Origin of the sequence: Clostridium sp. DL-VIII (genome assembly GCF_000230835.1) — a bacterium.
Lineage (GTDB): Bacteria > Bacillota > Clostridia > Clostridiales > Clostridiaceae > Clostridium.
Window position 1 is genome coordinate 5,846,279 of record NZ_CM001240.1, and the last position, 25,273, is coordinate 5,871,551.

Genomic DNA, 25,273 nt, shown 5'->3' on the forward strand with positions numbered 1-25,273 from the left:
TTTTTCTTAAGCATGTAATTTTATTACTGAAAATATAAGTTTAGAAATAATATTAATAAATATGACTTATAATATTTGAAATTTAGACAAATAAAGAAGTATACACAAATGTAATTATTTCGCAAATATCTTTATTTATCCTAAAGCTCATTAGCCTAGAATGTAAGTTATCTCTTAAAAATGCTGCTGCGTTGTTCACATATGAAGCTACATATTCCAAATAGTCATATTTCACCAAAATAATCTTATATTACTACTTTAATTTTATCATCTACTATACCTAAGTATTCAATTGTGTTGTAAAACCAACTAGTACGAGAAATTAATGCTTTCACAACCATTACTACAACTTTTGATTTAACGCCTTTAATTTCTATTAAATTATCGCCATTAATTAGCTCTGTAACTAAATCTCCTACATTTACAGTAATAGTTATTGAACTATAAGTACTCGCCTTAGATTCAACTTTCACTTTATTATTCCTGGGCTTAAACTCTGCATTTGCTACCACTGAAGATATTAATCCTAAGGTTAAATATAATGATAACATGAAAGCTACTAATTTGTTTCTTTTCATTTTAATTCCCCTTATTTTTATCATTTTATGAAATATTACCATATGATTCTGAGTAAAATAAATATATTTTCTTTTAAACACATATTTTAAGAAATAAAACGTATATTTTTATGCTTATTTTTTATTATACATTCTTAAGTTTTGTTATTTTGCTAATATCATTTTTCAGGTTAAATGTGATGGTACATATGATTCTATGAAAGATTTCCTTGAAAACTTAGATAAGAAATTACTTAATAATAGAGATACAAAGACTTGTAGAAATAATTGAATAAAGAGGATGTAAAAAAACATCTTCTTTATATTCACTTTAGACTTTCTCACTATAAAATGCATATCTTAATTTTAAAAACAAAATACTAATGGAATGGAGGTGTAGTTATGAATATAAAAAGGCTTTTGGTATTTTTTTTAATAATTTTATTTATATCTTTTAAAATTCCACAAGCACAACCACTACCTATTGCTACTACTTATACACAAGGTATTTATGATATATCTCTATATAGTGGAAAATATATTACGGCAAAATTGATAACTCCAGATAATCGCCTTACTATATCAATAATTAATTCCAATGGTGAACAAAAGGTATTTCTAAGATTCATAAATCCCAATGAGATTGTAAAGCTTGGTCCTATTCAAGAAGGAGATACCGTAGCAATAGTTGGTAGTGGTGAAATATCTTTTTCCCCTTTTCAATAGTTTACTAACAAGGTATTCCTCTCAATTTCAAGGCCTATATATTATTGAATATTTTATTTAAATAATCATATAATACTACTGTTAATACTATTGATGCTATTTTAATATTTGTTGTTTCTTTATTATTTCTAATTTATAAGCTCCTTCTTTCAGGAGCTTATTTTCTATTTATAACCAGCACTATTGGTAATTTTAAGTTATGGACTTTTCATTGCATTTAATTCTAGTATTTAAAATCAAAATTATCAATCATTCAAAAATCCTTATCTCCTGTCTATAGCTGAGATCCAATTGTCTCAAGCCACTTTGTAACCTCTTCAGATGCAACAACTCCATTTACAGCAATGCCAGGCAGAATTATGGATTTTGAACACTCTCTTGCTATATCATTTTCAATTTGGCAAAACCCACCTCCTCCATGAGTACAGAAAGGAATTATTGTTTTCCCCGTAAAATCATGTTGTCTGAGAAAACTCAAAACTGGCGGGGCTAATGTTTTAAACCAATTAGGTGTACCTATAAATATTGTTCGATAATCCTCTATCGATTCATTTCCAGATATTAGGTTATGGCAAAATCCTCGAATAATCTGATTCCGTACTTCTTTAGCTGCAGTATTATAATCAAAAGAATAATTCTTATCAGGAATTAATTCTCTTATAGTGCCACCAGTCTGCCTTGTTATTTCTAATGCTAAATTTGCTGTATTTTGAAAAAGTGAATAATAAACAATCAAAGTATTATTCATATGTGATATTTCCTTTCTTAAACTTTCGACTTATATAATCATTTATTAATGATTTATGATACCTTTAAATATAAGCGATACAATTTAATCTTCTATTGATACTAATCTAGTATTTTTTCATTATAAATATATAATAAGCTATGAACTTACGTGATAGTCAAGTGTAAATTTCAGCCAAATTCAAACCTTAACACAAAAATCATCTCAATATTCAGGTTAATCCATAAAGCAAAAATTCCCTCAGACCATCAGTCTGAGGGAACATAAAATACACTTCAATATTTACTTAAAATCTTTCAAAGCCTTTGATATGCGCCTATTTCTGTAAGCAAACCACAAAGCGTGCTGAAAAAATCCCCCTCAAACCCGCATTCCTTCGTTCATTTCCTTAAACCTTGCCGAGATATTCGCGTTAAATATAATGGTATCAGTTACCTCTTTCATCGTCAATATTTAATCGGAAAGACACTAAAGTCTGACGAAACATATTAGGGTTAAGGAGCAAATGAAAAAGAAAAAGGAACAATAGATATTAAGTTTTGCCTTAATATTATCATTCCTTAATCCTTTTAAATCCCTATCATTTCGCCATTCGGCACGGATGTTAGTTTCAAGGTTTTATCCTTAAAAATCGCTAACTTTTCCCTTCCAACCTTACTCCCTTAAATTCCTTTCATCCCTTATCCCTATCACGTTTTTGTCAAGGTTTATCAGAATCGGCAGGGTTTAGTGGCAATTGGCAAGGTTTATGGGGTGGCTACATAGTAGTAATATCATTCTCACCTAATGTAGCTTCAAGTTCACTATCTATTTTACTTTTTTCAAAAGAAATTTCTCCAATTTCTTTAAGTATAAAGCTCTTACCATCATATGGAATTGGAATGAAATATCTATTTATTGTTGCATATGGATATAATATAATTTTATCTTCATTTGAATTATTTGTATATTTCCATATAATTTTATGCTTCTTATTTGTTTTTTTATTTAACATTTTCTTTTCTAATTCTTGTATCTTCCATTCTTGCTTATCAGCAAGAATAACCACTTCTGCTCTATCCAAAATCATGCATAAAACCTCAATGACATCGTTACTTAAAATTTCTAATAAAACTTTTGAACTAATAACTATTTTAGATGGCTTTATATTTTTTATATTTAATAATATTTGACTTAACTCATCATTAAATAGATATCTTTCCTTATTATAATATTTATCTATATTTTCATCATTCATCTCTAATATAGCATTATTAAGTAATGTACTATTCCTCTTCTTATTTTCATCTTCAACAAAGTTCATTTTAACATTTTTCTTAAAAATTTTTTCATCAATTAAAAATTCTCTTGCTCCAAATTTACTGTTTTCAATTTGTTCTCTAAATGAAATAATATAGCTCTCATCTTGCTCATCGCCTGTTTCAAATGTAATGCTATTATCTGATAAATTTTTAAAAATATTAATCTTTTTCTCTAAATAAAGTGTTCTTCCATATTCCTTTTCTAAAATTTGATAGATTTCCTTTAATCTAACTAATTCTGAATTTTCAACATTGTATTCTTCTTGTCTCTCTTTATATATGTTATTAAAGCGATTAAAATTTTTTGAGATAAACTCTTCATCAATATTTACTTTGCATTCAAGCCACGGATTGTTTTTTTTAACATTTTCAACAAGTTTTATCTCTCCAAAAATTTCGCCAGTGATACAATCAATATAAATTTTTCTTAAATTTTCTTTTTCAATTGTTTCTTGAATTAATTGTTGTAATGCTTCATTACCTTTAACTGTTAATTTTAGTGTTGTTCCTATAACATGAATTAATCTTTCCACAGACATATCCGCTATCACATCATATAAGATTTCTTCTTCTATACCAGTTATCTCTGAAATTTGTTTTATATCTGATATATTACTTTTTATAAGTTTAATTATTATTTCATAAAAAAATAATAATTCTTGTTGCTTTCTTACCAGAATTTTTAGTCCAATTTCCTCTATTGGTATATATAACTTTCTTGATGTTATATATTCGTATCCATCTTTAACATGAACCATATTTTCCAAATCATATTTTATTTCCACGCTTTTACCCCACTATTGATGTTTATTTTGCTCTTGAATTGTTTTATAATCAATAAACTTACATTGTTCATTTTTTTCAATATAATCAATTATTTCTGTAAATCTATTACCTTGAATGCTTCTTTTATTTAAAAATTGTTTATCTCCAACTATTATGAGTAATTTTTTTGCTCTTGAGAAAGCAACATTTAATCTCTCTTCAGACCTCAAAAATCCAATTCTGTTATTTATATTGCTTCTTACCGTAGAATATATAATTACATCTTTTTGTCCTCCTTGAAATGCATCCACAGAATTAATAGCTACTTCTCCTTTAATGTTATTAGTACTTATATTCATTACTTCATTTTTTATCCAATTTTTTTGAGCACTATATGGTGTTATGACTCCAACTTCAATATCATTATTCGAATTTTTATTTATTAGTTTCAATTGTTCCCTAACTATATTAGCTTCTAATTCATTTCTAAATGTTTTAGAAATCTCTTTCTCTCCTTTATTTTTACACCTTGAAGTATCAACCCATATTATTGAGAATCCATCATATTCCTTAATATTATGTTTTCTATTCTCCTCTTTAACACCATTAGAAATTTCTTTTGAGTAAAATAATCTGCTTATCATTGTTCCAATTACAGGATGCATTCTATATTGAGTCTTAAGTGTTTGTTTATTGTTATCATTCAAATGCTTAAATAATTTTAAAAATATTCCACTATATAAAGTATCTGAATTAATATTGCTTTCATTGAATTTTCTTCTACTTCTTTTTATTAAGTTTTCATCTAAGACTGGTGGAAGTTGCTTATGGTCTCCAACTAATATAATTTTCTTAGACTTTATTATAGATAGAATTAATTCTGGGAATGTGGCTTTGGCTGCTTCATCAATAATTAAATAATCAAAAGCCATATTATTAATGCTATTATTAGAAACAAATCCTGTACATGTCCCCGCTACAATAACTGAGTTTTTTATAAAATATCTTTCAAGCTCTAAATTACTTTTTATTCTATCACTCCATGATTTTTGAATAACCAAGCCTTTAAATTCCTTACTTTCTAATATGGAATTATATTTATCTTCAAACTCCTTAATTTTCATTTCCACTTTTTCTATATTTTTAATATTATTCTCGTCTGTTTTCTTAATACTTTCTAACTCTAACTTTAATTCATAATATTTGTTAAACTCTTCTTCTGGAAGCTTTATGTACTTTAAAATTCTATTTCTATTATTCTGTATTTTTTCAACAACACTATTTATCCATTTTTCTTGAACATTTTCAATTGAATAATTTTCTTTAACAATATCCGTTAAATCTTCACTCTTTCCAACTCTAATTACTTTTTCATTATCTTCATTAGCTTCTCTTAAATCCTCAAGCATTTTATCAACAGCCGCATGTGCTTGAGATACTAATAATATTTTTTTCTTAAAAACAGTTCCTTTACTTCCTATATTTAATATTTGTCGTACAATTTCAATAATAACTTTTGTTTTTCCAGTTCCCGGTGGGCCTTGAATTAATGCAATATCCTGTGAATTTAAAGCTTTTCTTACGGCTCTCCTTTGAATTGGGTCAAGTGTTATATCAAAAAATTTAATATCCTCTACATTTTCAAATGAAGATGCATCTGAAATTTGAGAAAAAATACTTTTTAAATTTTTTGTACTAACATATTCTTCATTATTAAATGCTGATATTGCTTTTGTTTCTCTCTTTATTAATGATAAATTTCTTCTATAATCTTCTGAAATAGTTCCCTTTTTATTAAGATGTTTATAATTGCCTTTTATACTTCGTTTTACATATAAATAATATTTGCCATTGTTTATTTCAAGCTTGTTAAAAGTTCCTATTTCCTTAGGTATTATTTTTTTCCCTTGTGATTTTTCACATATAAATACAATTTCCTTATTTATTCTTTCATCTAAATCATAATAGTCACTTTCTTTTATATCAAAAATATAATAATCATCAGTGGTCTTAAATGATTTATAATTTATTTTTATGGCTTCATTCTTGCATTCTTCTTCCATTATTTCTAATAGTTTATGCCACGCAGAAAAGTTTTTGCTATATTCATTGTTTACATTTGCATCTGAATTTAACTTAGCCTTGAAACTTTTTATTTCATTAGTTAATTCAAAATTATCATTTTCACATGTACTATCGCTATTACAAAATTCCATATCCCCTTGTATTTTCATCATTGTTCTTTTTACTTTTTGTCTTTGATTCGGGTACAATTTATTAACTCTGCCAACTAAAAACATTTGCTTATCTTTTTGATAAATACAGTCAAATCTAAAACTATTGCCATAAAATCTATAGCTTTCTTCGTCTTCATCTAACTTTTCAAAATCAATGTATGCTTCTAAGAAATCATTATATATATCTTCTTTTAAAATTTCAGAATAATTTTTATGTAAAGGTACTAAAGATGTATTTTTCATATGTTGCAAACTACCACTATTTAATTTGACAATATATTTTTTATCAGATTTTATAATATTCTTGATGAATTGTAATATATTCTTTTTTACTTCAAAAATATCTTTATACCTATTATCTACATCAAGCATAACCATTTTCTTAACTATTTCAATTAAATTTATATCCATACCTGACGAAGATATTTTTTCTTCAAATTTATCTGGCAATGGTGGCTCTTCTCCTGTAAATAAATAATATATTACTGCACCTACAGAATATATATCACTCTGTTCTGTCGCATTTTCACTGTGTTGTATAACTTCTGGGGCCGCATATCTATTAGTAGCAAATTGAAATACTGTATCACAATTTACCATATCTTTTATTTTACTGATGCCAAAGTCTATCAATTTTAGTTTATTTCCATTATATATCATTATATTTTTAGGATTTATATCTCTATGTATTATATTATTTTCATGTGCCACCTGAACAGCTTCTATTAGTTGCTCTATTATTTTATATTTATCAATATTTCCATATTCAAGTACATCCTTATCTCTTAAGGTCTCACCTTGTATATTTTCTAAGAAAACAAGTCCACAATTTCCGTATTCTTTACTTTCTATGGTATTAAATTCTATTAATTTAACTATATTATCACATGTTCTTAGTTTAGTTAATGCTCGTACTTCTCTTTCAAATAAGACATTATGTAATGGCGTATTTATGCCTTTTATTATTTTTAACATATAGCATTCTTCTGTTTTATCATTTTGAATCAGCAAAACATCAGAATAACTATTTTTATCTTCCTTTACTGGATTTATTAATGTATATCCTTCAAGCATAGAAGCTCCTCCATATTTTTATAAAATAATTACCTATATATCATATATTATACTATTCATATATAATTTTACTATATTGTATTTCAAAATTCTATGCCTTTACTTCCTCTACCCATCTTGCACTTTTTCTGTAAAAACATAATAACTATCGAAAGCTTATCACTACCCAAGTAATTAATCATTTTAATATGTCTTAAAATTTCTACTCTAAATATAATTGAAATTGTGATAAAAAATGCTATATGAAAATTTAACTTTTATCTTCTGAATACTCACCTCTTCATATTTTTATCTTCATTTGCAAATAAAAAAGAGCTAACTTTTTATAATCAGCTCTGAACTCCTTAAATTAATAATATAAATTGTGCAATCATATATATACTTACTATACTCTATTCTATTTATTTTTTTACTTCTTTTCGTATGGTTCCTATTTTTTTATCGCTTCTTGTATCTCTACCATTTTCATTGCGAATTGTCCCTTTAGGGAATCCATTTTTCTTTTCAAATGTGCCTACAGTACAATCACTTCTTGTCATTCTTGCCATATAAATCACTCCTAACCATAATAAAATATAACAGATAAACTAATTTTAAATACCTCTCAAACTAATATTTTCAGATTCTTAATTATTACTTATATGCTTGTATTATTGAGACTATCAAACCCGCAATGCTTGATGTATTCGCTATAAATGAAAATGCCTTATTTAGTGAGGCCAGTTTAGTCTTTATAAAATTATTATCTCTCTGCTCTTCTTGCTTTACTATTTCATCTTCAAACTCTTGATAATTTTTTAATACAATTTCTCTATCATCGTCATTATATTTTTCAACTATATTTAATTTAAGTAATTCTAATATCTTCCCAATTTCATTAAACTCTTGATTAAAATTCTTAGCAATTTGTTTCGCATTATCTCCTATATTTATGTTTCCCTGAAATACATTATTACTGCCTATACTAATCCCCATCTTTTAACTCTCCCTCATTTCCTATATTAATTTCTCCATCGAATTTATTTTCCGAACCTAATTGAATTTGCTTAGGTGATACTACATTAGTAATCTCGATTCCATTGCTTTTCTTCAAAGGTACTAATTCCGCAAATGGTAAATATTCATTAATATACAATAATATTGATTTAACACTTTCCAATATAGATAAATGTAAATCCTCTGACTTAAATAAATATTCATATTCAATTATTAATCTTCTATGTAAAGGAATGGTTATTTGTGGATTTTCCAAACAAAATGGTGGTACTACAAAATTTCCTTTTAATGAGTACTCCTCTTTAGATAATTGTTTAGGATACCAAAATAATTCTTTCTTCTTCTCTAATTCCATTGCTTTATTTTCTAATCCACTTAACCGTTTAGTTATTGAGTTACTTGCTATTACCCTATTCAACAGTTCAGATATTAATTCAATATAATTAGAAAGTTCCATTCTTACTTTATTAGCTTTTTCTTGAATTTCATTTTCCAAGCTTTTCATATACTTTTCTGATAAGAATGAATATTCTTCATTAATTACTCCGTATAAAGAATCTCTTAGGCATGGAGTTGTAGGGATACTAAAATAATTTTCTTTAATACAATAGGCATTACTAAAAGGTAAAAATGGTATTTGGGAATGTGCTTTTTCCATATCATTCATTAAGCTCCAAAAACATTTCTCAAAATCATCAAATTTCTTATAACTTTTCTTCATCTTAGTAAGTAATTCTGTAATTTCTAAAATATATTTCTCGTTTTTACTTTTCAAATCAGTAATTGCCTTGACCTGTAACTCATTCATTTATTCTTCTCCTTATTACAATCACATTTTATACTTATTATACCATAATTTTCATAAATTATAATTTCATCAAAAATCATTTTAATATATGCTTATAAAGATATGTCTAAAGCTCTTTAAATCTTATTATTGCATGTCAACTTTATTTTTCTTAGGAGTAATCTTTTCAAACCATTCATTATCATTCTTATAAAGCCAGCTATACAATCCCTTACCAATCTTTTTATATTCACATTTTTTTAAATTAGGATTATCTCTTAATACTTGTAACCATCTTTCCCTTTGGATTTCTAAATCCAACCTTGGATTTGGTATATAACTATATTCTTTCTTTCCTGTTGCCTCTTCTGTTTCAAATAAATCTTCTATATCTATACCCAAAAATTGTATCATTAGCAAATGTCTTAATATATGCTTTTGCCTACTACTACTTCTTATAAATCTTCTAAACCAATTGTTATCATCTTCAAGGTCTACTTCATTTTGCATTATTTTTAAATATTTATTTGAATAAAAATCTACAAAAGCTTGCTCAAGCTCTTTAATATATAAGCTTCCATTCTTGCTTGCGAATCCTTTTTTTCTTAATAAATCTATATAAATATTCCTAAAAAACTCTTTTCCTTTTTTAGGAACATGATTTTTTAACAAATATTCTGCTAATTCTATATATTTTAAGTTAACATTTATAAATTCTCCGTCTATTACTGGCTTTGATTTAGAAAAATCTATATCCTCTAAACAAACAAAATCTATTCTGCTGTCATTTGAACATATATTTGATTTTAGCAATGGTATCTGATGCTTTTTACAATAAAAAACGCCTACAACCTGATGAAGCACACGCCAATAACTTTCCCCATATTTATTAATATCCTCTTCCAAACATTTAGGACAATATAATAAATTATTAGGCATTTCTATTTTTGAACTTGCTAAGCCAAACTTAACATACGGACTGAACCTTTTTCCTTTTCTCATTCCATTATATATAAGTAAAGTTTTTTCTTCAGTCAACGTTGAAGAAAAAACTCTAAATAAAGTATGTTCTTTTATTAATTTATCCACAGTTAATTTACTATTTATGGGTAGATTGTTTATAAGTTGTTCACAATGTACTGGAAAATATACACTGTTTAAAGAAACTTTTTCATTATATAAATCCTTCATTAACGCTTTTTTATTTACTATTCCTGTCATTCTCCTATATCTTGATATGCAACTATATAATAATTCATCTTCATATACTGTAGGGAAACAATTCATCATAACTCCTCATCACCTAATATCTCATCAAAATTTACTATTATTCCTTTGCTTTTTAATGCTTGATATTCAGATATATTATCTTCCTTCCCTTCTATTACTATTTTTCTTATATCACTATCATCCAATTCTGATATTTTTATTTTATTTCTTTTAGTTATCCTTTGTTCAGCTACCTCTAACTTTTTTAATTTCTCTTTAACATTAGTTTCTGTAATATTCTTACAACTTATTTTACCGTCTTCAATTTCTTGAATATCCTCAAATCTCATCTTTTTAACCTTATTATTACTTTTTATAGCTGATATCATTGGCTGTAAGACTGTAAATTCTTTATTCCATACACTGTTTATCAATTCTAAATCAAGCTCTTCTATTTCCTTTTCTATTAATCTTTTTTGGATATTAACAAATAATTTCACTACTAAATCACATATTCCCTGTGTCTTTTCATAAAAGATATTAATTATTTCTTTTGTAAGCTTTACTGGTTTACTAAGCCATTGATATTTCCAAATTCCTTTAATAAAAATTTCAAATTCTCTATCATTCTTCATTGAATTAAATATTATTGCTCCACTTCCTGTAACTCTCCTTGCTATTCTCATTTCCTGTTGTAGCATGCTATATGATGCAGGAGTACCTATTAATAACAACGGAACACCAAAACTATTCATAAGTGCTACAAAATAATTCATAACCTGCTTTGCTCCTTTATCTAAATGTTGCAATTCATCTACTACAAGCAATCCTAATCCAATATTATTTGCAAGTTGTCCCATTATCGGTATCATTGCATCTACAGATAAATGCTTTGAAACATACCTTTCCATATTATTTGTTCCTAATAATGAATCCAATTTTGAAAAAAACTGAAGTGTTAATGACTTTATGCTTCCATTTGCAGGAGCTTCTAACTTAATCCAAGTAACTTGAATTTGGCTAAAATTTATATTTTGATATTCATTATGAACAATTACTGGTGGTATTTTGCTTAAAACTCTTTGTACTGTTGTACTTTTACCCATTCCAGAGACTCCAATTAATAATCCGCATTGAGCTGTAGTTCTAAAATTTTCATCTGCATCTAAATTATAAGTTTTATTTAAAATTTCATTCCCAAGTTTATTACTATATCTTTTAAATAACGGATTAATTGGATTTCTTGCAATATATCCTTGCCTTATAAGACTATTAATCATATTCCATATCTCTATATGAAGTGGCAATGGCTGAAACACTTTATAAATTCTTGGCAAAATATTAAGCTTAAACTCTTTAGGCAGTGCTAATTCATCCTTTTTTATTTTAGGCTTAAACAGCAATTCATTAACTATTTGTTCTTTGGGTATAATATCTGGCAGTACCTGAATATAAGGATTATTAAATTCTTCTATTAATTGCTCCTTGTATTCAGCTTCAATTGCAACTGTTCCATTTGTTAGTATTATTTCTTTACTCATAATCATCCATCCATTCACTTGCTACATTATCAAATATATCTAATTCATCAATTGTACATTTATCACTGCCTTCAAACTCCTCAAATAACTCTGACTTATTTCTAAAATATTCTCTCTCCCCTTCTAAGTTTTCTCTAATATTCTTTAATCTTGCTGTCTTACTGATATTTTTATCCTTAAATCTTTCTTGCTCCTGTTTAGCAGTACTCGTTATTTTTTCTATTTCATCAAACAATTTGATTTTTTCCTTTATCTCCTTTTTACCTGCTTCTTTATTTAATTTCTCTTCATATTCAAATATCTTATTAAGCTCCTCTTCTCCCATTCCTTTATATTGTTCCATATATGTTACTAAAGCTAATGTATCGTAGCTCATTCCATCTTCTTTTATATAGTAAATTTCAGATATATTATTAGGTTCATAACTTATTCTAACCTTAAAACTGCCCTCGATTCTTGCCTTCTGAAACCATCCTTCTTCTAATGTATATTTAGATACATAAAATAATTTATTAAACCTTATTCCTTTAGCTGTAACAGTAACTTCTCTATTGTTAAGCAAATTAATTTTTATTATTTCTTCTGGTAATTCTCTAAGCAATCCTTTCTTAGTTTTAATTCCATATTCCCATATTTTACTCGGAATTTTTGGAATACCGTTTTCTATATTGATACCATCTGATTCGTAATGATTTAGGACATGATTATTGTTATAATATAGAACACATTTAATAATTATCTGAGTTATTTCCTCTAAACTTAAATTAGCTTTAAGACGATAATCTTCAGCTCCACGCTCAATTTTGTTAAATTTATTTTCTACTACCCCGTCTACGAATGGCTTTATATATGAATGTATTCTCTCAAATGCCTTTTCTACAATTCCCTTCATATCACCTCTATAAGGCGGAGTATTTTGAACCATTATGCCTAAGTTAGCAATTGCATTTTCTATATTTCCAGATAATAGCTCACCTCTATCTGCAAGTATTCGTAATGGTACCGCTTCAGTTGGCCAATCTTCTTTCGTGATATCTATACCATATTTCTTGCAATAACTAACTTTGTCACTCATAGCATTTATTAATGCTCCTTTAACTCCTCCATAACTATTAAATGGCTCTATAGTAACATTTATAGCTACTATTAATCTGCTATAACAATCTATAATTAAATAAAAAACAGGTCTCCCTACAATTACATTTCTATTTAATTTACTAACAAGGTAAACATCTAAAATTGTACTATCTATTTGATAAAGTTCTGCTGGACTTCCTGCATCTTGAATTGAATTTCCTATAATAGCTCTTGCCTTTTGCTGATAAATTCTATCACCATATCTTTTAGAAATTTCACTTTGCTTATTATCTTTAGTTATTTTTTCAAACCAGTAATAAAATTGCTTTAAGGTAGGAAGTTTAGAATTTGGATTACTTTTTAAATAATCTCTAATAATTAACTCATAACATATTTTTTTATTATTCTTTTTGGATGTATTATAATATTTATTTATGCCTTCTTTAAAAATCCTTTTAATCTCACCATCTACAACAAATCCTTCTTCCTTATTAATTGTTCTTTCTTTTCCTTTTGCTCCACAATTATAAATTTTAGGAATTAATGAATCTATTATCTTTCCACCCTTTAAATAATTACAAAACATTCTTTTTATGCTACTGTCACTTACTTTATAAATCCCCATAGCCTTATCAATAATAGATTTTCTGCTCCTACTATAAAAAACTTCATAGTTTGGGCTATTTTTTAGTAAAAAACATATAATTTCATAACAAAAATCACGTTTTTTGAGCATTTCTTTGCTAATATCGTAATTGATAATATTTATAGAATCATTCTTACCAACTATTACAGCTTCATTATTTTCAAATAAACCATCCAATTCCTGCAAGCTAATAACTTGATTCCATCTTGCTTTTTCAGTTAATTCTATATAAAAAATATTTCCTCTCCTAATATCATCGCCTACAATTCTGTATTTTTTATTTTTAAGCTGAAATATCATATTTTCTTTAAAAATCATGCTTTTTTCACCTCAAATCAACTAAAATTTAATAAAATCTGCTACTTCTTCATTTAAGTCAATACTTTTTTTCATATCTACGCTTACTTCCTTAATTCCTAATAGATATCTAAAAATAAATAGAGCTGTTCCTTCTTTAACATCTTCTTCAACTTCAAATAGCTCAAAAACATTAACTAATTTCTTATCCACATGTTTTTGAAGAAAAAAATATAGTTTTTCAGCTAATTCCGGCTTATTTTTGATACTTTTATCTATTAAAGCTTCCCTAATCCATTTAATGTTATAAACAAATTGCTTATCAATTTCTTTTTCAGTTATCACATAAAATTTGATTCCTTTAGCTTTCCAATATCTTCGTTCAATTTCCATCTTTTCAATTACTGTTTTACGTTCAAGCTCAGACAGACTTTTAACTGATATTGATATTAATTCTTCTCCTTCTCCCTTATTAACAGTTATTAAAAAATTAGTGTGCAATTGAAATACTTCTCCAGTTTCATTATTTGAAAACTTATCTAACCTTAAATTTTCTATATTATCAGTAGTGACTTCTAAATCCTTAAGCTCTACATTCTCTTTAATATTCTTAACTCTATCGTCCCATTCTAATAACAAAAAAGTTCTTAATTGATTATCACTTTGCAAATGATGAATCCTTTTAGTTTTATATCCGTAAATTCTTGTAACCCTTCCTTTGCTACTAAAAGTCGTTACTTTTAAACTCAATGTTTCCACTCCTTTTCATATAAAATACAAAATAAAAAGCATTATCATTTAGTCAACTTACATACTTTTTTTTATGTAAATTAGCTAACTGCTAATGCTTTATCTTATTAATTAAAATTCTTTTATTAAGTATACTTCCTTTATTCCATCGGATATATATTCATAATAAACAGCTTTTTTAAATTAAAATATACAAAACAAATTCATTTTTATTATCGTTGATAAATTCTTGAATGTGCATATTCTTAAAATCATGATATCATACACACTTTTATAATTCAATTTAATATATTATAGTATTCTGTTAAATGCCTTGTATAATATTTTGCCCTTATTTCATCTATAACATATCATAAATGAACTATTCTTTTAGTCTCGTGATAACAACTTTTCAGTTTCTTCATCCATTGTAAAATATAGAAGTCTATAAAATGTATTCCTAATAAAATCTAAACTTACCAAAACTGTTATAAGACTATATAGTGTAAAACTTGTTATAATCACAATATTAGAATTTATAAAATAATTTTTAATATTATCAATATAAATATAGAAACTATTCTCATTAAATATGTAATAATATATCATTATTACTAAAACCCATGCGTTAATTCTACTTAATTTAATTTTACTTCCAAGAAAAAATCTATGTATTGTTCTATAACTATCTTTTAATTTTTCTGACTTTATAATTCCTCTATCTAACATCCAATTACTTATTACATATATAATCATAAATACTATAAATAATAAAAATACTATATTGTATATTATGAAGGCTGTGCCTAACATAAAATGCAAAATACTTTGTAATATTTGAATGCTTTTATCATTAAGTATTAATTCTGTAATCTTTTCAAACTCTCCCTTAAATACAACTTTATATATAGCTATTGCCAGACCAAACACTCCCAAAAACTCTGGTTCTTTTATATTTTCATCTTTTTTTTCAATTAACAATCCTTTAAAAAAATCCCACATCTTATTACCCCTTGCTCGTAAAAAATAAATCTACAAATCTATAAAAAAATAGTTATTTTCTATTTTTGTTTTTCTTTTTAATTTAATATAAAATAAAAGCCTTATCATTTATAGAAATCTCTTATTTTTAATATGAAACTCTCTAAATCACAATGCTTCTAATATTTTTTTATCTATTTATACCATAAAATCTAATGCACTCTATTAAAATTACGGATATTATTACACTTATAGTTGGATTGATTTTTAGTATTAATAATACTATCAATACTACTGAAGCCAATACAAATCCAAAATATGTATACTTCAGATTTTCTTTCCCTCTGTTTTTTAAATATTTAAATAGCATCGGAATCAATATTAAATAAGATATTTTTATAAAAATCTCCTCAATGCTACTTCCCTCTACCCTCTTATCTTCTAAAACAAATAAACAAATAATGATACTTATTGGTGTGGCAATTTGAAAAAACATATCATAGAAAAACTCTTTTTTATCCAAATTCCTTAATTTATACAAGAAAAAACTACTATTTAAAAATACTGTAATCATAACTTGATATTTTAATAGATTACTTTCTGTTTTGAACATTGTAGAATATGTTATGTATGCTAAACTAACAGAAAACATTAAGTTTAATATCTGCTTCATCCTTATTCGTTAGCATTAATGAAATAAGTCATTTTATCAATCATAATTAGTTTCCTCCATGTAGTATTATAATTTTAAGAATAGAATCACCATATTATAATTTTATTACTTCAATAATTCCATTAGTTTCTCTATTTTTATCATTAAAATAATTTCCTCGCAACTTATTTTCACTTTCAATATATGTAAAATCATTATGTCCATTGTGTTGCTTTAAATTTGAATCATTGGTTTTTTCCGCTTTATTATTATAATCAAAACTAAGAGTAATTCCATCAACTCCATTTATATTTATATATGCTGATTTGCTGTATGAGGTTGATTTCTCAAAATTACTAACTATTGATATTTTCCCCCATGTTTGCTTAACTATTATATTACATGAACCAGTATAATTATTTCCACTTTCATCTAACCTATTAGAAATAAAACTTCCTTGCCATTTTCCACTAAAATCCGGAATACCATGAATCTTTTTCATAAACGTAGTTTTCCATAAAAATTTATCAAATAACAAATAAAGTAAAACAAATATTAATGAAAAGCTCCCCAGTTTTATTGCTATTTTCATAATATTTTCTAAATCTATTTGTAATGGTATAAAATTAATTCCGAACATATTTGCTACTATTCCTATAATGAATATTATAATTACACTAATTATAGTTAATATCCATACAGCTTTAGTTTTAATATCACTATCTAATGAATAATTATGCACTTTAATCCCCTCACTCTTCTTTATTTAACTCTTTTAAATCATCGGTTCCAACTTTTTTACAACTAATATATTTAGAACCATCTTGTCCTATTATTATTAAAAATATAAATGTTGGAAGATTGCTTATTTCCTTTGAACATCTTATAATTAATTCGTTGTCTACATGCGATGGCTTGGGGTTACATTCTGGATGAGAATGCCATTCTCCTATATACACAACCTCACCATTTGAATTTTTCCATACTTCATTTATAATTTTCTGAGCATTTTCTTTATTTCTTACGAATCCATATCTAAATTTCTTATCTTTTTCACAAGGTTCAGAAATATCACAAATTATAAATTCAGAAAAGTCAGCCTTTATTTTTCCAAGTAATATACCTCCATTTTCTTTCATTCTCCCTAATTGTCTATATTTATTTAACTTTTTTATTGCTAAGTTACTAATTATAAGATTTGTTCTATCATCAATTTTATATTTCTCCATTTTAATTTAACCTTCTTATTTCCAGTTTTCTATTTTCACTTCCAATCCATTTATCAGATATCTTCATATGCCTTTTCCTTGCTAAATCTATTCTTCCCACCCATGTTAATAAAAAGTTTTCTTTTTTACCTTTTTCAAATATATTCTGGTTAACATAATCTAATATATCACTTAAGCATTGTTGCACCTCAAACGCTGAGTATGGTAGAAAAGTACTTTGACATCCTGCTTCCCTCTTTATATATTTTTCTCCATCAATAAGAACTTTTTCTTTAAAATTATAATCCTTATCATATAATAAATTGAATAAATCTTGTCTATTTTGAATTATAATTGCATGTGCTCCTATAATATATGGTTCTACCCATATAATAATTGTTGGTTTAACTATATCTCCATTTTTAAGCAATTCCATAAATTTTGCTTCAATTGGTATATTTCCAACTACAATGAAGTTATAATCGCATTGATTAAAAATTTCTATTCTATCCTCAATTACTGAAAATACATCTTGCTTTATACTTTCACAGTTCATATCTGGATAATGAGTTATAAGCTCACTTTTAATCGCATCTACTTTACTAATTCCAACATTTATTGCGCCACAATAATGTCTTGCGATATTATCCGTTGATAATGTTTCTTTATCTATTATCTTAAAATTATTTATTCCCAAGTCTACAAGATTTTTAATTAAATAACTTCCAATTGAACCACACCCAACTACAGATATCAATCTTTTAGTTTTTATATATCCATCTCCGCCTCTTTCATATATTCGTGTATGATTTAATTGACTCACACTAATCTTTTCTATTTTTTGACTTCCATTAACATTATAATATAAATATTTAGGAAAAATATTTATATTCCTTAAGCCTTTTACAGACTTACCTCTTTTATGTCTCCATCCTGCCAAACACATTTTATTATTTACTACTTGTGAAAATATAATTATATGTTCATCGTTATATTTTCTTAAATATTCTAAATATCTATTGAAATTCTTCTCTTTAGATAACAATTCAATGATATCTTTATTATTTTGAGGAAACGGGGGACAACACCAATTGTTTTCCAACGGCAAATATAATGCCTTCGTTATTTTTACTTTTCTAATATCTGCTATATGTGCATATTTCAAATAATTCTTCAGTTTTTCTTCATCCTCTGCTAAATATATAAACCTATTTTTACTTGTATAACAGTATAATATCTTATCTTTATCATCTGGTTCAAAAATTACTTCTCCTATAATCTCACTTTCAAGTTCCCAATATGCTTTAAATTCTTCCTCAAAGTCTTCTCTGTTATTTCCGTTTATTCCATCTAACAATATTTTTTCTGACTTTTTTATACACTCTAATACAGCTTCTTTAGGCTTATTAAAATTGGGATATACCTTATTTGTATCAAATGTACATATTACTCCATCATTATCTACGTGTGGCAGAAGTCCATATTTACTATAAAATTCTTGAAGTATTGATATCTTAGGAAATCCATAGGGAAATGCGTGCGTAAACATGCATTTCAACCTTATATCATTTCCATTAATGTTTATATCTATGAATAAATATTTCCCATCTGGATTATCAATTTCTATACATTCATATCCATTATCATCTAAATATTTTTCTATTTCTTTAAGCAGAACGTCCATCATTTTTTATTATTGAAGGAGCTTCTGATTTTGCATAATTAGATTCTGCCTTTTTGGTGCTACTTCCTTTTGGGAATCTATCTCCAAAAACTTTTATCATTATATCAGATGCTTCAGCTTCATCCTCCTTATCTACTGCATTTTGTATCTCAGTTTTTAGAGATTTTAAACTCTCTAAAAGTTTATTTTGATTTACTTCGTCAATTTCTTCAAATAAATCTTCATAAGGTATTACTGGTTTCTTGCATGTAAATTCGTTTTCTAAGCTATTAATAATTTCAGTAACAGTTCCTAATAAAGCCAAATCATCTCTATTTTCATATGAATAATAATTTTCACAAACTAAAATAGTAACTGCTATCCCCTTTAAATCTACATTGTTATAATCTTTCCAAGCTTTTAAATACTTAACTAAACTTCTAACTTGTTCACCATTTTCTTGCACTTTATCAACAAACCATTTAGTAAACGCCCTCGGGTCACTCTCTGTCCATCCGTCTCTTTTATGAGCTAAATAGCAAACATCATCTTTTACTATATATGATGGTAAATCTACATGATAATCATCGACATATATAACACGTACACATGTGTTTTTATCTTTAGGTGGCGTAGATGTGTGTCCATCTACTGCATCTTTAATCCATCTATGTACTGTTGATGTAGTTGGCCACTCTTCAATGTCTTTATCTGAATAGCCTTGAAGATATACCCCATCATCAATATCATACTCTCCATCTATTGGATTAACAGTCGTTTTCATCATATAAGAACCTTGCCCACAAAATTTCGGCGTACTTCTTTCTTTTTCCTTAAATGAGTTTCTTATTTTTTCTCTTAACGCATTTCTTCCCTTTTTCAAATTCTCTTTCTTTTTAGATTTTAAAGATATTTCTTCCTCAAAATCTGAAAATAATTTGTTTAAATTAGCCATACATGTTCCCCCTCATTTATTTTTACTGTTAGCACTCGATGTTATTGAGTGCTAACAGTAAAAATATTATATACTTATATATTTTTATATTCAATTTCCATTTATTCCATTTTGGACCCAATAATCATTAAATTTTACTGTTTATATTACTTTTTATTATTTTTACTTTAAAATACTCTATTTTGTGGTGTATCGTATTCAGCATTCACAATATATTGTGTTTTTAAGTAAAATAAAAGAAATGCTTTAAGAGATTTATCAAAGCATTTCTATAAATTCAATTATATCAAATAATTACTTTTCCATATATTTGACTTTTACAATCTATTAATCCAATTTCCTTACTCCTACTATCCGTACTATAATTTCTATTATCGCCCATTACAAAAACCTTACCTTCTGGAACAGTTAGCTCAAGGTCATTTGTCTTCATTTCTTCATTTATATAATCTTCCTGAATTAACTCTTCATTAATATATAACTTATTATCTTTAATCCTAACCTTATCCCCTTCCACACCTATAACTCTCTTAACTATATATTTAACAGGTAAATCATCTCTTTTTATTACAACTATATCTTTATACTTTGGCTTTTCCAACTTATATAATGTAGTACTTAACACTAATCTATCTCCATCAGCTAATGTTTTGTCCATGGAATTGCCTTGGACAGTTGCTATCCTGAAGAACATCAAAAATAAACCTGCTATAGCTCCTGACACTATTATAGTTTTTATTAAATCTCTTAATGTTATTTTTTCACTTTTATTTATTTCTGCTACCATAAATTCTCCTTTTATTTAAATTCTTATAGATTTAATGATAAATAAACATCATCTAAATCTTCTTGAGTGAGTCCCAAATATTTCCTTGTTTGAGAAATAGACGAATGATTTAAAATTTCCATTATTAATGCTAATGATACACCTCTTTTATAACAGAAATATCCAAATGTTTTTCTCATACTATGGGTTGATACTGGTTCCTTAATACCAACATAATCGGCCGCACTGCTTATTATATAGGCCGCATGACTTCGTGTAATTGCTTTTTTGTTTCCTTTCCTTGATTGAAAGATATAATCATCTTGTTCCAAATCATTTTCTTTCATAAATTGAACAATAGCTTTTTTCAAATTAACAGTTATTGGGAACCTTTTGGCCTTTCCTGTTTTCTTTTCATTAAGCATTATAAATTCTTTTGGCTTTTTCCCATCCCAAATATCCTTTATTTTCAATTTTAAAATATCTGAAATTCTTAACGCGCTGGAAATTCCTACCATAAGCATTAAATAGTCTCTGGTATCTTTTCCCTTCAAAAAACTCTTCATTGCTTCTAATTGTTTAATATCTTTTATCGGACTTACAGTATTTATATTCATCACTCCAATCTTACACAATATTGCATTTTAATATATTATGCGCTATTCAAACATCTATTTTTTAACCAAGCCCCTGAATCCTACTATTTAAGCCATTTTAAATCTCACAAAAGCCTTTTTTGTTAGATTCAAAATTCCTATTAAATAATGCAGATAGTATTTAATTTATCTGCATTTAGTTTAATTTAATTATAACAGGTTTGAGATAAAGTGGCTGTTCTACTTAGGCAACCTCAATAGAGTTAAGTTTATTATATGAAATTTAAATTTTAGTCATTAAAATATAAAACAAATGGAAATAAAAAATATTCTTCTATAACGTCTCTAACCATTTATTACAAAATATGATATAATATTCTTAAATTTTGAATTGGAGGTGATAATTATGAGGAAAGCTCTGAAAATGAGCAAATCTAATAGTGAAAGAGAAGATAATCTACAACAGCTACATGATTTTTTATCTGCAAATAAAAGACCTCTTATTTGCCGTGGTAACAGTTTAAAATGTAAAATATATAAAGATTTTTCTTATTTAGGCATTGCAGATTTAGTTACTAATGATAATGATGGTCGAAGCATTGATTTATTTTTACAAAACACTGATTTTGATGATGATATTTCAACTGATTTTTGTACAAGGTTTGAACCAATGGAATATACAAACAATTGTTTAGAAATAGGTTGCTATAAAAAATCTAATCGTGCTGAAGAATATGTATTAACTTTAGAAGCAACTCATTAAGTCCTTTTAGTTATATTATTTAAAATTACATATAAAAAGCGATGCGAATCGCTTTTTATATCGTCTATTCTAATTACAAAATATTTTTCTTTTACGCTTCTATATCTTCTGCTAACTTTTTTATATAAGCAATAATAAGTTTCTTGATAGATTCTAATATTTCATTTAATTCCATATGTTGTTCTTGATTTAAATAACCTTTTATAACCATAATATCAAGCCAACATTGTGTTTCATTAGTAGTTGCAGGCTATACTATAAAAATTCATTTTAGTTTTAGGGTATAAGCTCCCATTCCCTTCCGAGAGGTTGGCAACTATTGACATAGAGCTGCGGTCTAATTGACTAAATATTCCATATTGTTCATAAAACGGAAGTTTTGATAATATAACATATAATTTTGTATAGAACTCTAAAGCTTTTTGGTATCCTGTAAGCTCCCTGAAATCTTTTAATGAGTCAAGTGCCTGCTGTATCTTATGAATTTCCAACTTCTCCCTAATGTTTACTGTTTTCATATTATTTTTCTCCTATTTCTTCTATTATATTTTTTTCTCTTAATGCTTTTCTATAAGAACGTGTAAGTATAATAACTTCCTGCAAATTCTCTAATATAATTCTTGTAACATCACTTTCTTTAAGCTCTCCAATATCAAGTTTATCTTCTATTGCTTTCTTTAATTGAATTGTATACATTAATGCTCTTCTGTAGTGATAATCCTTACCATTAACAGTTAATATATTGCCTTCCCCTTGCGCAAGCTCAACTGCTATTTTTATGCTCTTATTAAAGAATTTTGATTTTTCAAAGCTATCAATTGTTCCAATTAAATCAACCATAGCTTTTATTACTTCCATAGCTCTTTGATAAGCATATTTTTTTCTAAAATTTTTGTAGCTAATATTTTCATAAGTATTCATAAATTTCTCCTTGAGTTTAATTTTTATTTTATACTTTATAATAGATTTTAGAGGATATTTTAATAACAAAAATATGCACTATCGGGTAGTAGTAAATGTTCTATCAAACAAAAAAATACTGCAATAAAAATTACAGTATCTCAAAATAAAAATATTAAATTGTCACCTTTTTGCCACAATCCTTTTATATACTAAATAACATAAAGTAGTTAAAGCATTATTACTTACCCCTTATTAAATAAATATAATAACCAGTATTCAGAATGGCTTAGTCCCCTAACTAAGCCATTCTTTTTTTCATACTATCTTGAATCCTTTCTACTAACATAGAATTCCTATTAACTGTTACCTTCAATCCATTATTGAAAGCTCCCTTATTCCCTATCATTATTACTCTCTCTTTTGCTCTGCTAACTGCCACATATAATAATTCACGAGTCAATACTTTTTCATTATCAACTACAATTATTGCTACCGGTACCTCACTTCCCTGCATCTTGTGAATTGTGGTAGCATAAGCAAGTTCAAGTTCATTAATTTCATCATCTTTATATTCAACTATCTTCTTTTCCCCAAATTTAACATTAACCTTTTTAAGTCCCTTAAAATTATCTCCTTCCGTTCTAATTATGATTCCATTTTCACCATTAAAAATATTTTTATCATAATTGTTTTTCACTGCCATTACATTATCTAATACAGCTAATTTACTGACCTCTCTACCATTAATATGATTGAATTCATCTATTATTTTCTTATTTAAATCCTTTACACCATTAAAGCCTTCTCTAATTGCTGACATAACTTTAATATCATAAATATCTATATTATTTTTAATTAATCCCTCTATGGTTTTTATAACTTTTTTCTTAATATCTTTAGCTTCACATTCTTCAAATTCAAACTGCTTTTTCTTTTCCTTTACTCCTTTAGAACTTTCTTGAAATCCAATACCAAAGTTAATTTTTTTAGAGTTTTCTAATATAATATTGCCTTCTTTTTGTCTAATAATCTTTTCTAATTTTGCTGTAGGAATTAAATTACTTAAAATTAAATCTTTAAAGACCTGCCCTTCCTTTATTGATGGGAGTTGTCCATAATCCCCTGTAAAAATAATTTTTGAACACTCTATAGATGAAAGTAGCATATTCATTAAAGTTATATCAACCATACTGCTCTCATCTAAAATTAATACATCTAATTTAATCTTAGAATTCCGTTTTATTTTTCCATTCTCATCTATGCCTAAGAACCTATGTATTGTATTCCCTTCAGCTTCTAAATTTGTGACTTCCATTGCTCTTTGTACAGACTTTCCTGTATAGCCTAATATCATAATTTTATTAAATCCGAATATCTTTTTCATAGCTTTAATAATTACTTTTATAACTGTAGTTTTCCCTGTTCCAGCCATACCATTTATTATAGAGATATCATTTTTTAAAGCTACTGCAATGGCTTCTTTTTGTTTTTTCTCTAATTTAATTTCATTATATCCATCAATAAATTTCTCAATTCTTTCATCATTTATTTCTTTATTATTATTTATAATCTCAATCAAAGTATTAGCAAGTTCCACTTCTGCCTTATATAATCTAATTATATATACACATAAATTACCATTATAATTATTTTCAATTATTATTTCAGATTCACTTTTTAATTCTTCTAATGCTTTGTCAAATTTTTCTTTACCAACTTTCTTTACTAACAACTTTTTAACTTTCTTCTCGAAAACACCGAAATACATAAATACATTTCCATTATTTTTAGCATCATCTTCTATTGCATAAATAATGGATGCTTTAATCAAATCGACTTCCTTATCAATATTATTGCTGTACTTATTAATAATATTTTCGATTTCTTTAAATTCCATATCATAGTGCCCAAGCAAGTATCCCTTTTTCTCTATAACTTCCACAGAACTTTCTAAATAATCTTCTGCCAAATCTCCAGCAATTTCTTTTGAAATACTATATTTTCTTATTAAATTTTCCTTAATTTTAATACTATCTATTACCAATATACTTCTCAAACCTTTCCTATAGTGCTTATTAAAAATATTATTACACTAT

At 26.5% G+C, this 25,273-nt stretch carries 25 protein-coding genes; 2 read left to right on the forward strand and 23 right to left on the reverse strand.

Translation table 11 applies throughout. The annotated features are described in order from the left end of the window. Positions 1 to 245: 245 nt before the first annotated feature. The gene (locus CDLVIII_RS26555; RefSeq protein ID WP_009172575.1) at positions 246 to 578 is read right to left on the reverse strand and encodes a hypothetical protein; all 333 of its coding nucleotides are present in this window, start codon (positions 576 to 578) and stop codon (positions 246 to 248) included. A gap of 381 nt (positions 579 to 959) precedes the next feature. Here CDLVIII_RS26555 and CDLVIII_RS26560 point away from each other — a divergent pair, with 381 nt between their 5' ends. Next, a complete protein-coding gene (locus CDLVIII_RS26560; protein WP_009172576.1) occupies positions 960 to 1,283 on the forward strand; it encodes a hypothetical protein in 324 nt (107 codons plus the stop codon). 274 nt (positions 1,284 to 1,557) lie between these two features. Here CDLVIII_RS26560 and CDLVIII_RS26565 read toward each other — a convergent pair whose 3' ends face one another. From CDLVIII_RS26565 to CDLVIII_RS26645, 18 genes are all read right to left on the reverse strand, one after another. Further along, entirely contained in the window at positions 1,558 to 2,031 is a 474-nt protein-coding gene (locus tag CDLVIII_RS26565) for a flavodoxin (protein ID WP_009172577.1), read from the reverse strand. A 757-nt stretch (positions 2,032 to 2,788) separates the two neighbouring features. Continuing rightward, positions 2,789 to 4,117 carry a hypothetical protein gene (locus CDLVIII_RS26570; RefSeq protein ID WP_009172578.1) on the reverse strand — a complete coding sequence of 443 codons (1,329 nt, stop codon included), beginning with the start codon at positions 4,115 to 4,117 and terminating at the stop codon, positions 2,789 to 2,791. 12 nt (positions 4,118 to 4,129) lie between these two features. Beyond that, the gene (locus CDLVIII_RS26575) at positions 4,130 to 7,408 is read right to left on the reverse strand and encodes an AAA domain-containing protein (protein ID WP_009172579.1); all 3,279 of its coding nucleotides are present in this window, start codon (positions 7,406 to 7,408) and stop codon (positions 4,130 to 4,132) included. Between the two features lie 401 nt (positions 7,409 to 7,809). Beyond that, on the reverse strand, positions 7,810 to 7,956 hold the full coding sequence (locus CDLVIII_RS31660; RefSeq protein ID WP_009172580.1) for a hypothetical protein: 147 nt from the start codon (positions 7,954 to 7,956) through the stop codon (positions 7,810 to 7,812). 85 nt (positions 7,957 to 8,041) lie between these two features. Further along, complete coding sequence (locus CDLVIII_RS26580; protein ID WP_009172581.1) at positions 8,042 to 8,383, reverse strand: hypothetical protein; 342 nt, start codon at positions 8,381 to 8,383, stop codon at positions 8,042 to 8,044. Next, entirely contained in the window at positions 8,373 to 9,212 is an 840-nt protein-coding gene (locus CDLVIII_RS26585; RefSeq protein ID WP_009172582.1) for a hypothetical protein, read from the reverse strand. Before CDLVIII_RS26585 ends, CDLVIII_RS26580 begins: the two co-directional genes overlap by 11 nt. Before the next feature lie 126 nt (positions 9,213 to 9,338). Beyond that, a complete protein-coding gene (locus tag CDLVIII_RS26590) occupies positions 9,339 to 10,481 on the reverse strand; it encodes a TnsD family Tn7-like transposition protein (RefSeq protein WP_083825394.1) in 1,143 nt (380 codons plus the stop codon). Then, a complete protein-coding gene (locus tag CDLVIII_RS26595; protein WP_009172584.1) occupies positions 10,478 to 11,941 on the reverse strand; it encodes an ATP-binding protein in 1,464 nt (487 codons plus the stop codon). The genes CDLVIII_RS26590 and CDLVIII_RS26595 overlap by 4 nt, the downstream gene beginning before the upstream one ends. Beyond that, complete coding sequence (locus tag CDLVIII_RS26600; RefSeq protein ID WP_009172585.1) at positions 11,934 to 13,982, reverse strand: Mu transposase C-terminal domain-containing protein; 2,049 nt, start codon at positions 13,980 to 13,982, stop codon at positions 11,934 to 11,936. The genes CDLVIII_RS26595 and CDLVIII_RS26600 overlap by 8 nt, the downstream gene beginning before the upstream one ends. A gap of 21 nt (positions 13,983 to 14,003) precedes the next feature. Beyond that, positions 14,004 to 14,711, reverse strand: coding sequence for a heteromeric transposase endonuclease subunit TnsA (locus CDLVIII_RS26605; protein ID WP_009172586.1), 708 nt, complete (start codon positions 14,709 to 14,711; stop codon positions 14,004 to 14,006). Between the two features lie 369 nt (positions 14,712 to 15,080). After that, positions 15,081 to 15,692 carry a hypothetical protein gene (locus CDLVIII_RS26610; protein ID WP_009172587.1) on the reverse strand — a complete coding sequence of 204 codons (612 nt, stop codon included), beginning with the start codon at positions 15,690 to 15,692 and terminating at the stop codon, positions 15,081 to 15,083. A gap of 169 nt (positions 15,693 to 15,861) precedes the next feature. Beyond that, on the reverse strand, positions 15,862 to 16,344 hold the full coding sequence (locus tag CDLVIII_RS26615) for a hypothetical protein (protein ID WP_009172588.1): 483 nt from the start codon (positions 16,342 to 16,344) through the stop codon (positions 15,862 to 15,864). A gap of 94 nt (positions 16,345 to 16,438) precedes the next feature. Further along, positions 16,439 to 17,065, reverse strand: a complete 627-nt coding sequence (locus CDLVIII_RS26620) for a hypothetical protein (protein WP_009172589.1) — start codon at positions 17,063 to 17,065, stop codon at positions 16,439 to 16,441. 10 nt (positions 17,066 to 17,075) lie between these two features. Beyond that, positions 17,076 to 17,552: a Mov34/MPN/PAD-1 family protein gene (locus CDLVIII_RS29510; RefSeq protein WP_009172590.1), complete on the reverse strand. Its 477-nt coding sequence runs from the start codon at positions 17,550 to 17,552 to the stop codon at positions 17,076 to 17,078. Position 17,553: 1 nt separating this feature from the next. Beyond that, complete coding sequence (locus tag CDLVIII_RS26630; RefSeq protein ID WP_009172591.1) at positions 17,554 to 19,218, reverse strand: E2/UBC family protein; 1,665 nt, start codon at positions 19,216 to 19,218, stop codon at positions 17,554 to 17,556. Next, the gene (locus CDLVIII_RS26635; protein ID WP_009172592.1) at positions 19,199 to 20,149 is read right to left on the reverse strand and encodes a cyclic GMP-AMP synthase DncV-like nucleotidyltransferase; all 951 of its coding nucleotides are present in this window, start codon (positions 20,147 to 20,149) and stop codon (positions 19,199 to 19,201) included. Before CDLVIII_RS26635 ends, CDLVIII_RS26630 begins: the two co-directional genes overlap by 20 nt. Positions 20,150 to 20,435: 286 nt before the next feature. After that, the gene (lepB, locus tag CDLVIII_RS26640) at positions 20,436 to 20,936 is read right to left on the reverse strand and encodes a signal peptidase I (protein ID WP_009172593.1); all 501 of its coding nucleotides are present in this window, start codon (positions 20,934 to 20,936) and stop codon (positions 20,436 to 20,438) included. Positions 20,937 to 20,959: 23 nt separating this feature from the next. Then, positions 20,960 to 21,532, reverse strand: a complete 573-nt coding sequence (locus CDLVIII_RS26645; protein WP_009172594.1) for a tyrosine-type recombinase/integrase — start codon at positions 21,530 to 21,532, stop codon at positions 20,960 to 20,962. Between the two features lie 385 nt (positions 21,533 to 21,917). Between CDLVIII_RS26645 and CDLVIII_RS26650 the strand changes: the two genes are divergently transcribed. Continuing rightward, entirely contained in the window at positions 21,918 to 22,274 is a 357-nt protein-coding gene (locus CDLVIII_RS26650; protein ID WP_009172595.1) for a hypothetical protein, read from the forward strand. A gap of 91 nt (positions 22,275 to 22,365) precedes the next feature. Here CDLVIII_RS26650 and CDLVIII_RS32695 read toward each other — a convergent pair whose 3' ends face one another. From CDLVIII_RS32695 to CDLVIII_RS26665, 4 genes are all read right to left on the reverse strand, one after another. Beyond that, on the reverse strand, positions 22,366 to 22,485 hold the full coding sequence (locus CDLVIII_RS32695) for a hypothetical protein (protein ID WP_144005395.1): 120 nt from the start codon (positions 22,483 to 22,485) through the stop codon (positions 22,366 to 22,368). Between the two features lie 25 nt (positions 22,486 to 22,510). After that, entirely contained in the window at positions 22,511 to 22,792 is a 282-nt protein-coding gene (locus tag CDLVIII_RS26655; protein ID WP_009172596.1) for a four helix bundle protein, read from the reverse strand. A gap of 1 nt (position 22,793) precedes the next feature. Continuing rightward, positions 22,794 to 23,195, reverse strand: coding sequence for a hypothetical protein (locus CDLVIII_RS26660; protein WP_009172597.1), 402 nt, complete (start codon positions 23,193 to 23,195; stop codon positions 22,794 to 22,796). A gap of 280 nt (positions 23,196 to 23,475) precedes the next feature. After that, positions 23,476 to 25,221 (reverse strand): AAA family ATPase, encoded by a 1,746-nt coding sequence (locus CDLVIII_RS26665; protein ID WP_035301940.1) that lies wholly within the window; start codon positions 25,219 to 25,221, stop codon positions 23,476 to 23,478. Positions 25,222 to 25,273: the final 52 nt, after the last annotated feature.

What these genes read in the sequence shown, in the direction of transcription:
- CDLVIII_RS26565 (WP_009172577.1), bottom strand. Translation starts at nt 2,031, where the DNA reads ATGAATAATACTTTGATTGTTTATTATTCACTTTTTCAAAATACAGCA.
- CDLVIII_RS32695 (WP_144005395.1), bottom strand. Translation starts at nt 22,485, where the DNA reads ATGGTTATAAAAGGTTATTTAAATCAAGAACAACATATGGAATTAAAT.
- CDLVIII_RS26645 (WP_009172594.1), bottom strand. Translation starts at nt 21,532, where the DNA reads ATGAATATAAATACTGTAAGTCCGATAAAAGATATTAAACAATTAGAA.
- CDLVIII_RS31660 (WP_009172580.1), bottom strand. Translation starts at nt 7,956, where the DNA reads ATGGCAAGAATGACAAGAAGTGATTGTACTGTAGGCACATTTGAAAAG.
- CDLVIII_RS26560 (WP_009172576.1), top strand. Translation starts at nt 960, where the DNA reads ATGAATATAAAAAGGCTTTTGGTATTTTTTTTAATAATTTTATTTATA.
- CDLVIII_RS26585 (WP_009172582.1), bottom strand. Translation starts at nt 9,212, where the DNA reads ATGAATGAGTTACAGGTCAAGGCAATTACTGATTTGAAAAGTAAAAAC.
- CDLVIII_RS26655 (WP_009172596.1), bottom strand. Translation starts at nt 22,792, where the DNA reads ATGAAAACAGTAAACATTAGGGAGAAGTTGGAAATTCATAAGATACAG.
- CDLVIII_RS26590 (WP_083825394.1), bottom strand. Translation starts at nt 10,481, where the DNA reads ATGATGAATTGTTTCCCTACAGTATATGAAGATGAATTATTATATAGT.
- CDLVIII_RS26650 (WP_009172595.1), top strand. Translation starts at nt 21,918, where the DNA reads ATGAGGAAAGCTCTGAAAATGAGCAAATCTAATAGTGAAAGAGAAGAT.
- CDLVIII_RS26630 (WP_009172591.1), bottom strand. Translation starts at nt 19,218, where the DNA reads ATGATGGACGTTCTGCTTAAAGAAATAGAAAAATATTTAGATGATAAT.
- CDLVIII_RS26615 (WP_009172588.1), bottom strand. Translation starts at nt 16,344, where the DNA reads ATGAAGCAGATATTAAACTTAATGTTTTCTGTTAGTTTAGCATACATA.
- CDLVIII_RS26635 (WP_009172592.1), bottom strand. Translation starts at nt 20,149, where the DNA reads ATGGCTAATTTAAACAAATTATTTTCAGATTTTGAGGAAGAAATATCT.
- lepB (WP_009172593.1), bottom strand. Translation starts at nt 20,936, where the DNA reads ATGGTAGCAGAAATAAATAAAAGTGAAAAAATAACATTAAGAGATTTA.
- CDLVIII_RS26600 (WP_009172585.1), bottom strand. Translation starts at nt 13,982, where the DNA reads ATGATTTTTAAAGAAAATATGATATTTCAGCTTAAAAATAAAAAATAC.
- CDLVIII_RS26595 (WP_009172584.1), bottom strand. Translation starts at nt 11,941, where the DNA reads ATGAGTAAAGAAATAATACTAACAAATGGAACAGTTGCAATTGAAGCT.
- CDLVIII_RS29510 (WP_009172590.1), bottom strand. Translation starts at nt 17,552, where the DNA reads ATGGAGAAATATAAAATTGATGATAGAACAAATCTTATAATTAGTAAC.
- CDLVIII_RS26580 (WP_009172581.1), bottom strand. Translation starts at nt 8,383, where the DNA reads ATGGGGATTAGTATAGGCAGTAATAATGTATTTCAGGGAAACATAAAT.
- CDLVIII_RS26575 (WP_009172579.1), bottom strand. Translation starts at nt 7,408, where the DNA reads ATGCTTGAAGGATATACATTAATAAATCCAGTAAAGGAAGATAAAAAT.
- CDLVIII_RS26660 (WP_009172597.1), bottom strand. Translation starts at nt 23,195, where the DNA reads ATGAATACTTATGAAAATATTAGCTACAAAAATTTTAGAAAAAAATAT.
- CDLVIII_RS26555 (WP_009172575.1), bottom strand. Translation starts at nt 578, where the DNA reads ATGAAAAGAAACAAATTAGTAGCTTTCATGTTATCATTATATTTAACC.
- CDLVIII_RS26610 (WP_009172587.1), bottom strand. Translation starts at nt 15,692, where the DNA reads ATGTGGGATTTTTTTAAAGGATTGTTAATTGAAAAAAAAGATGAAAAT.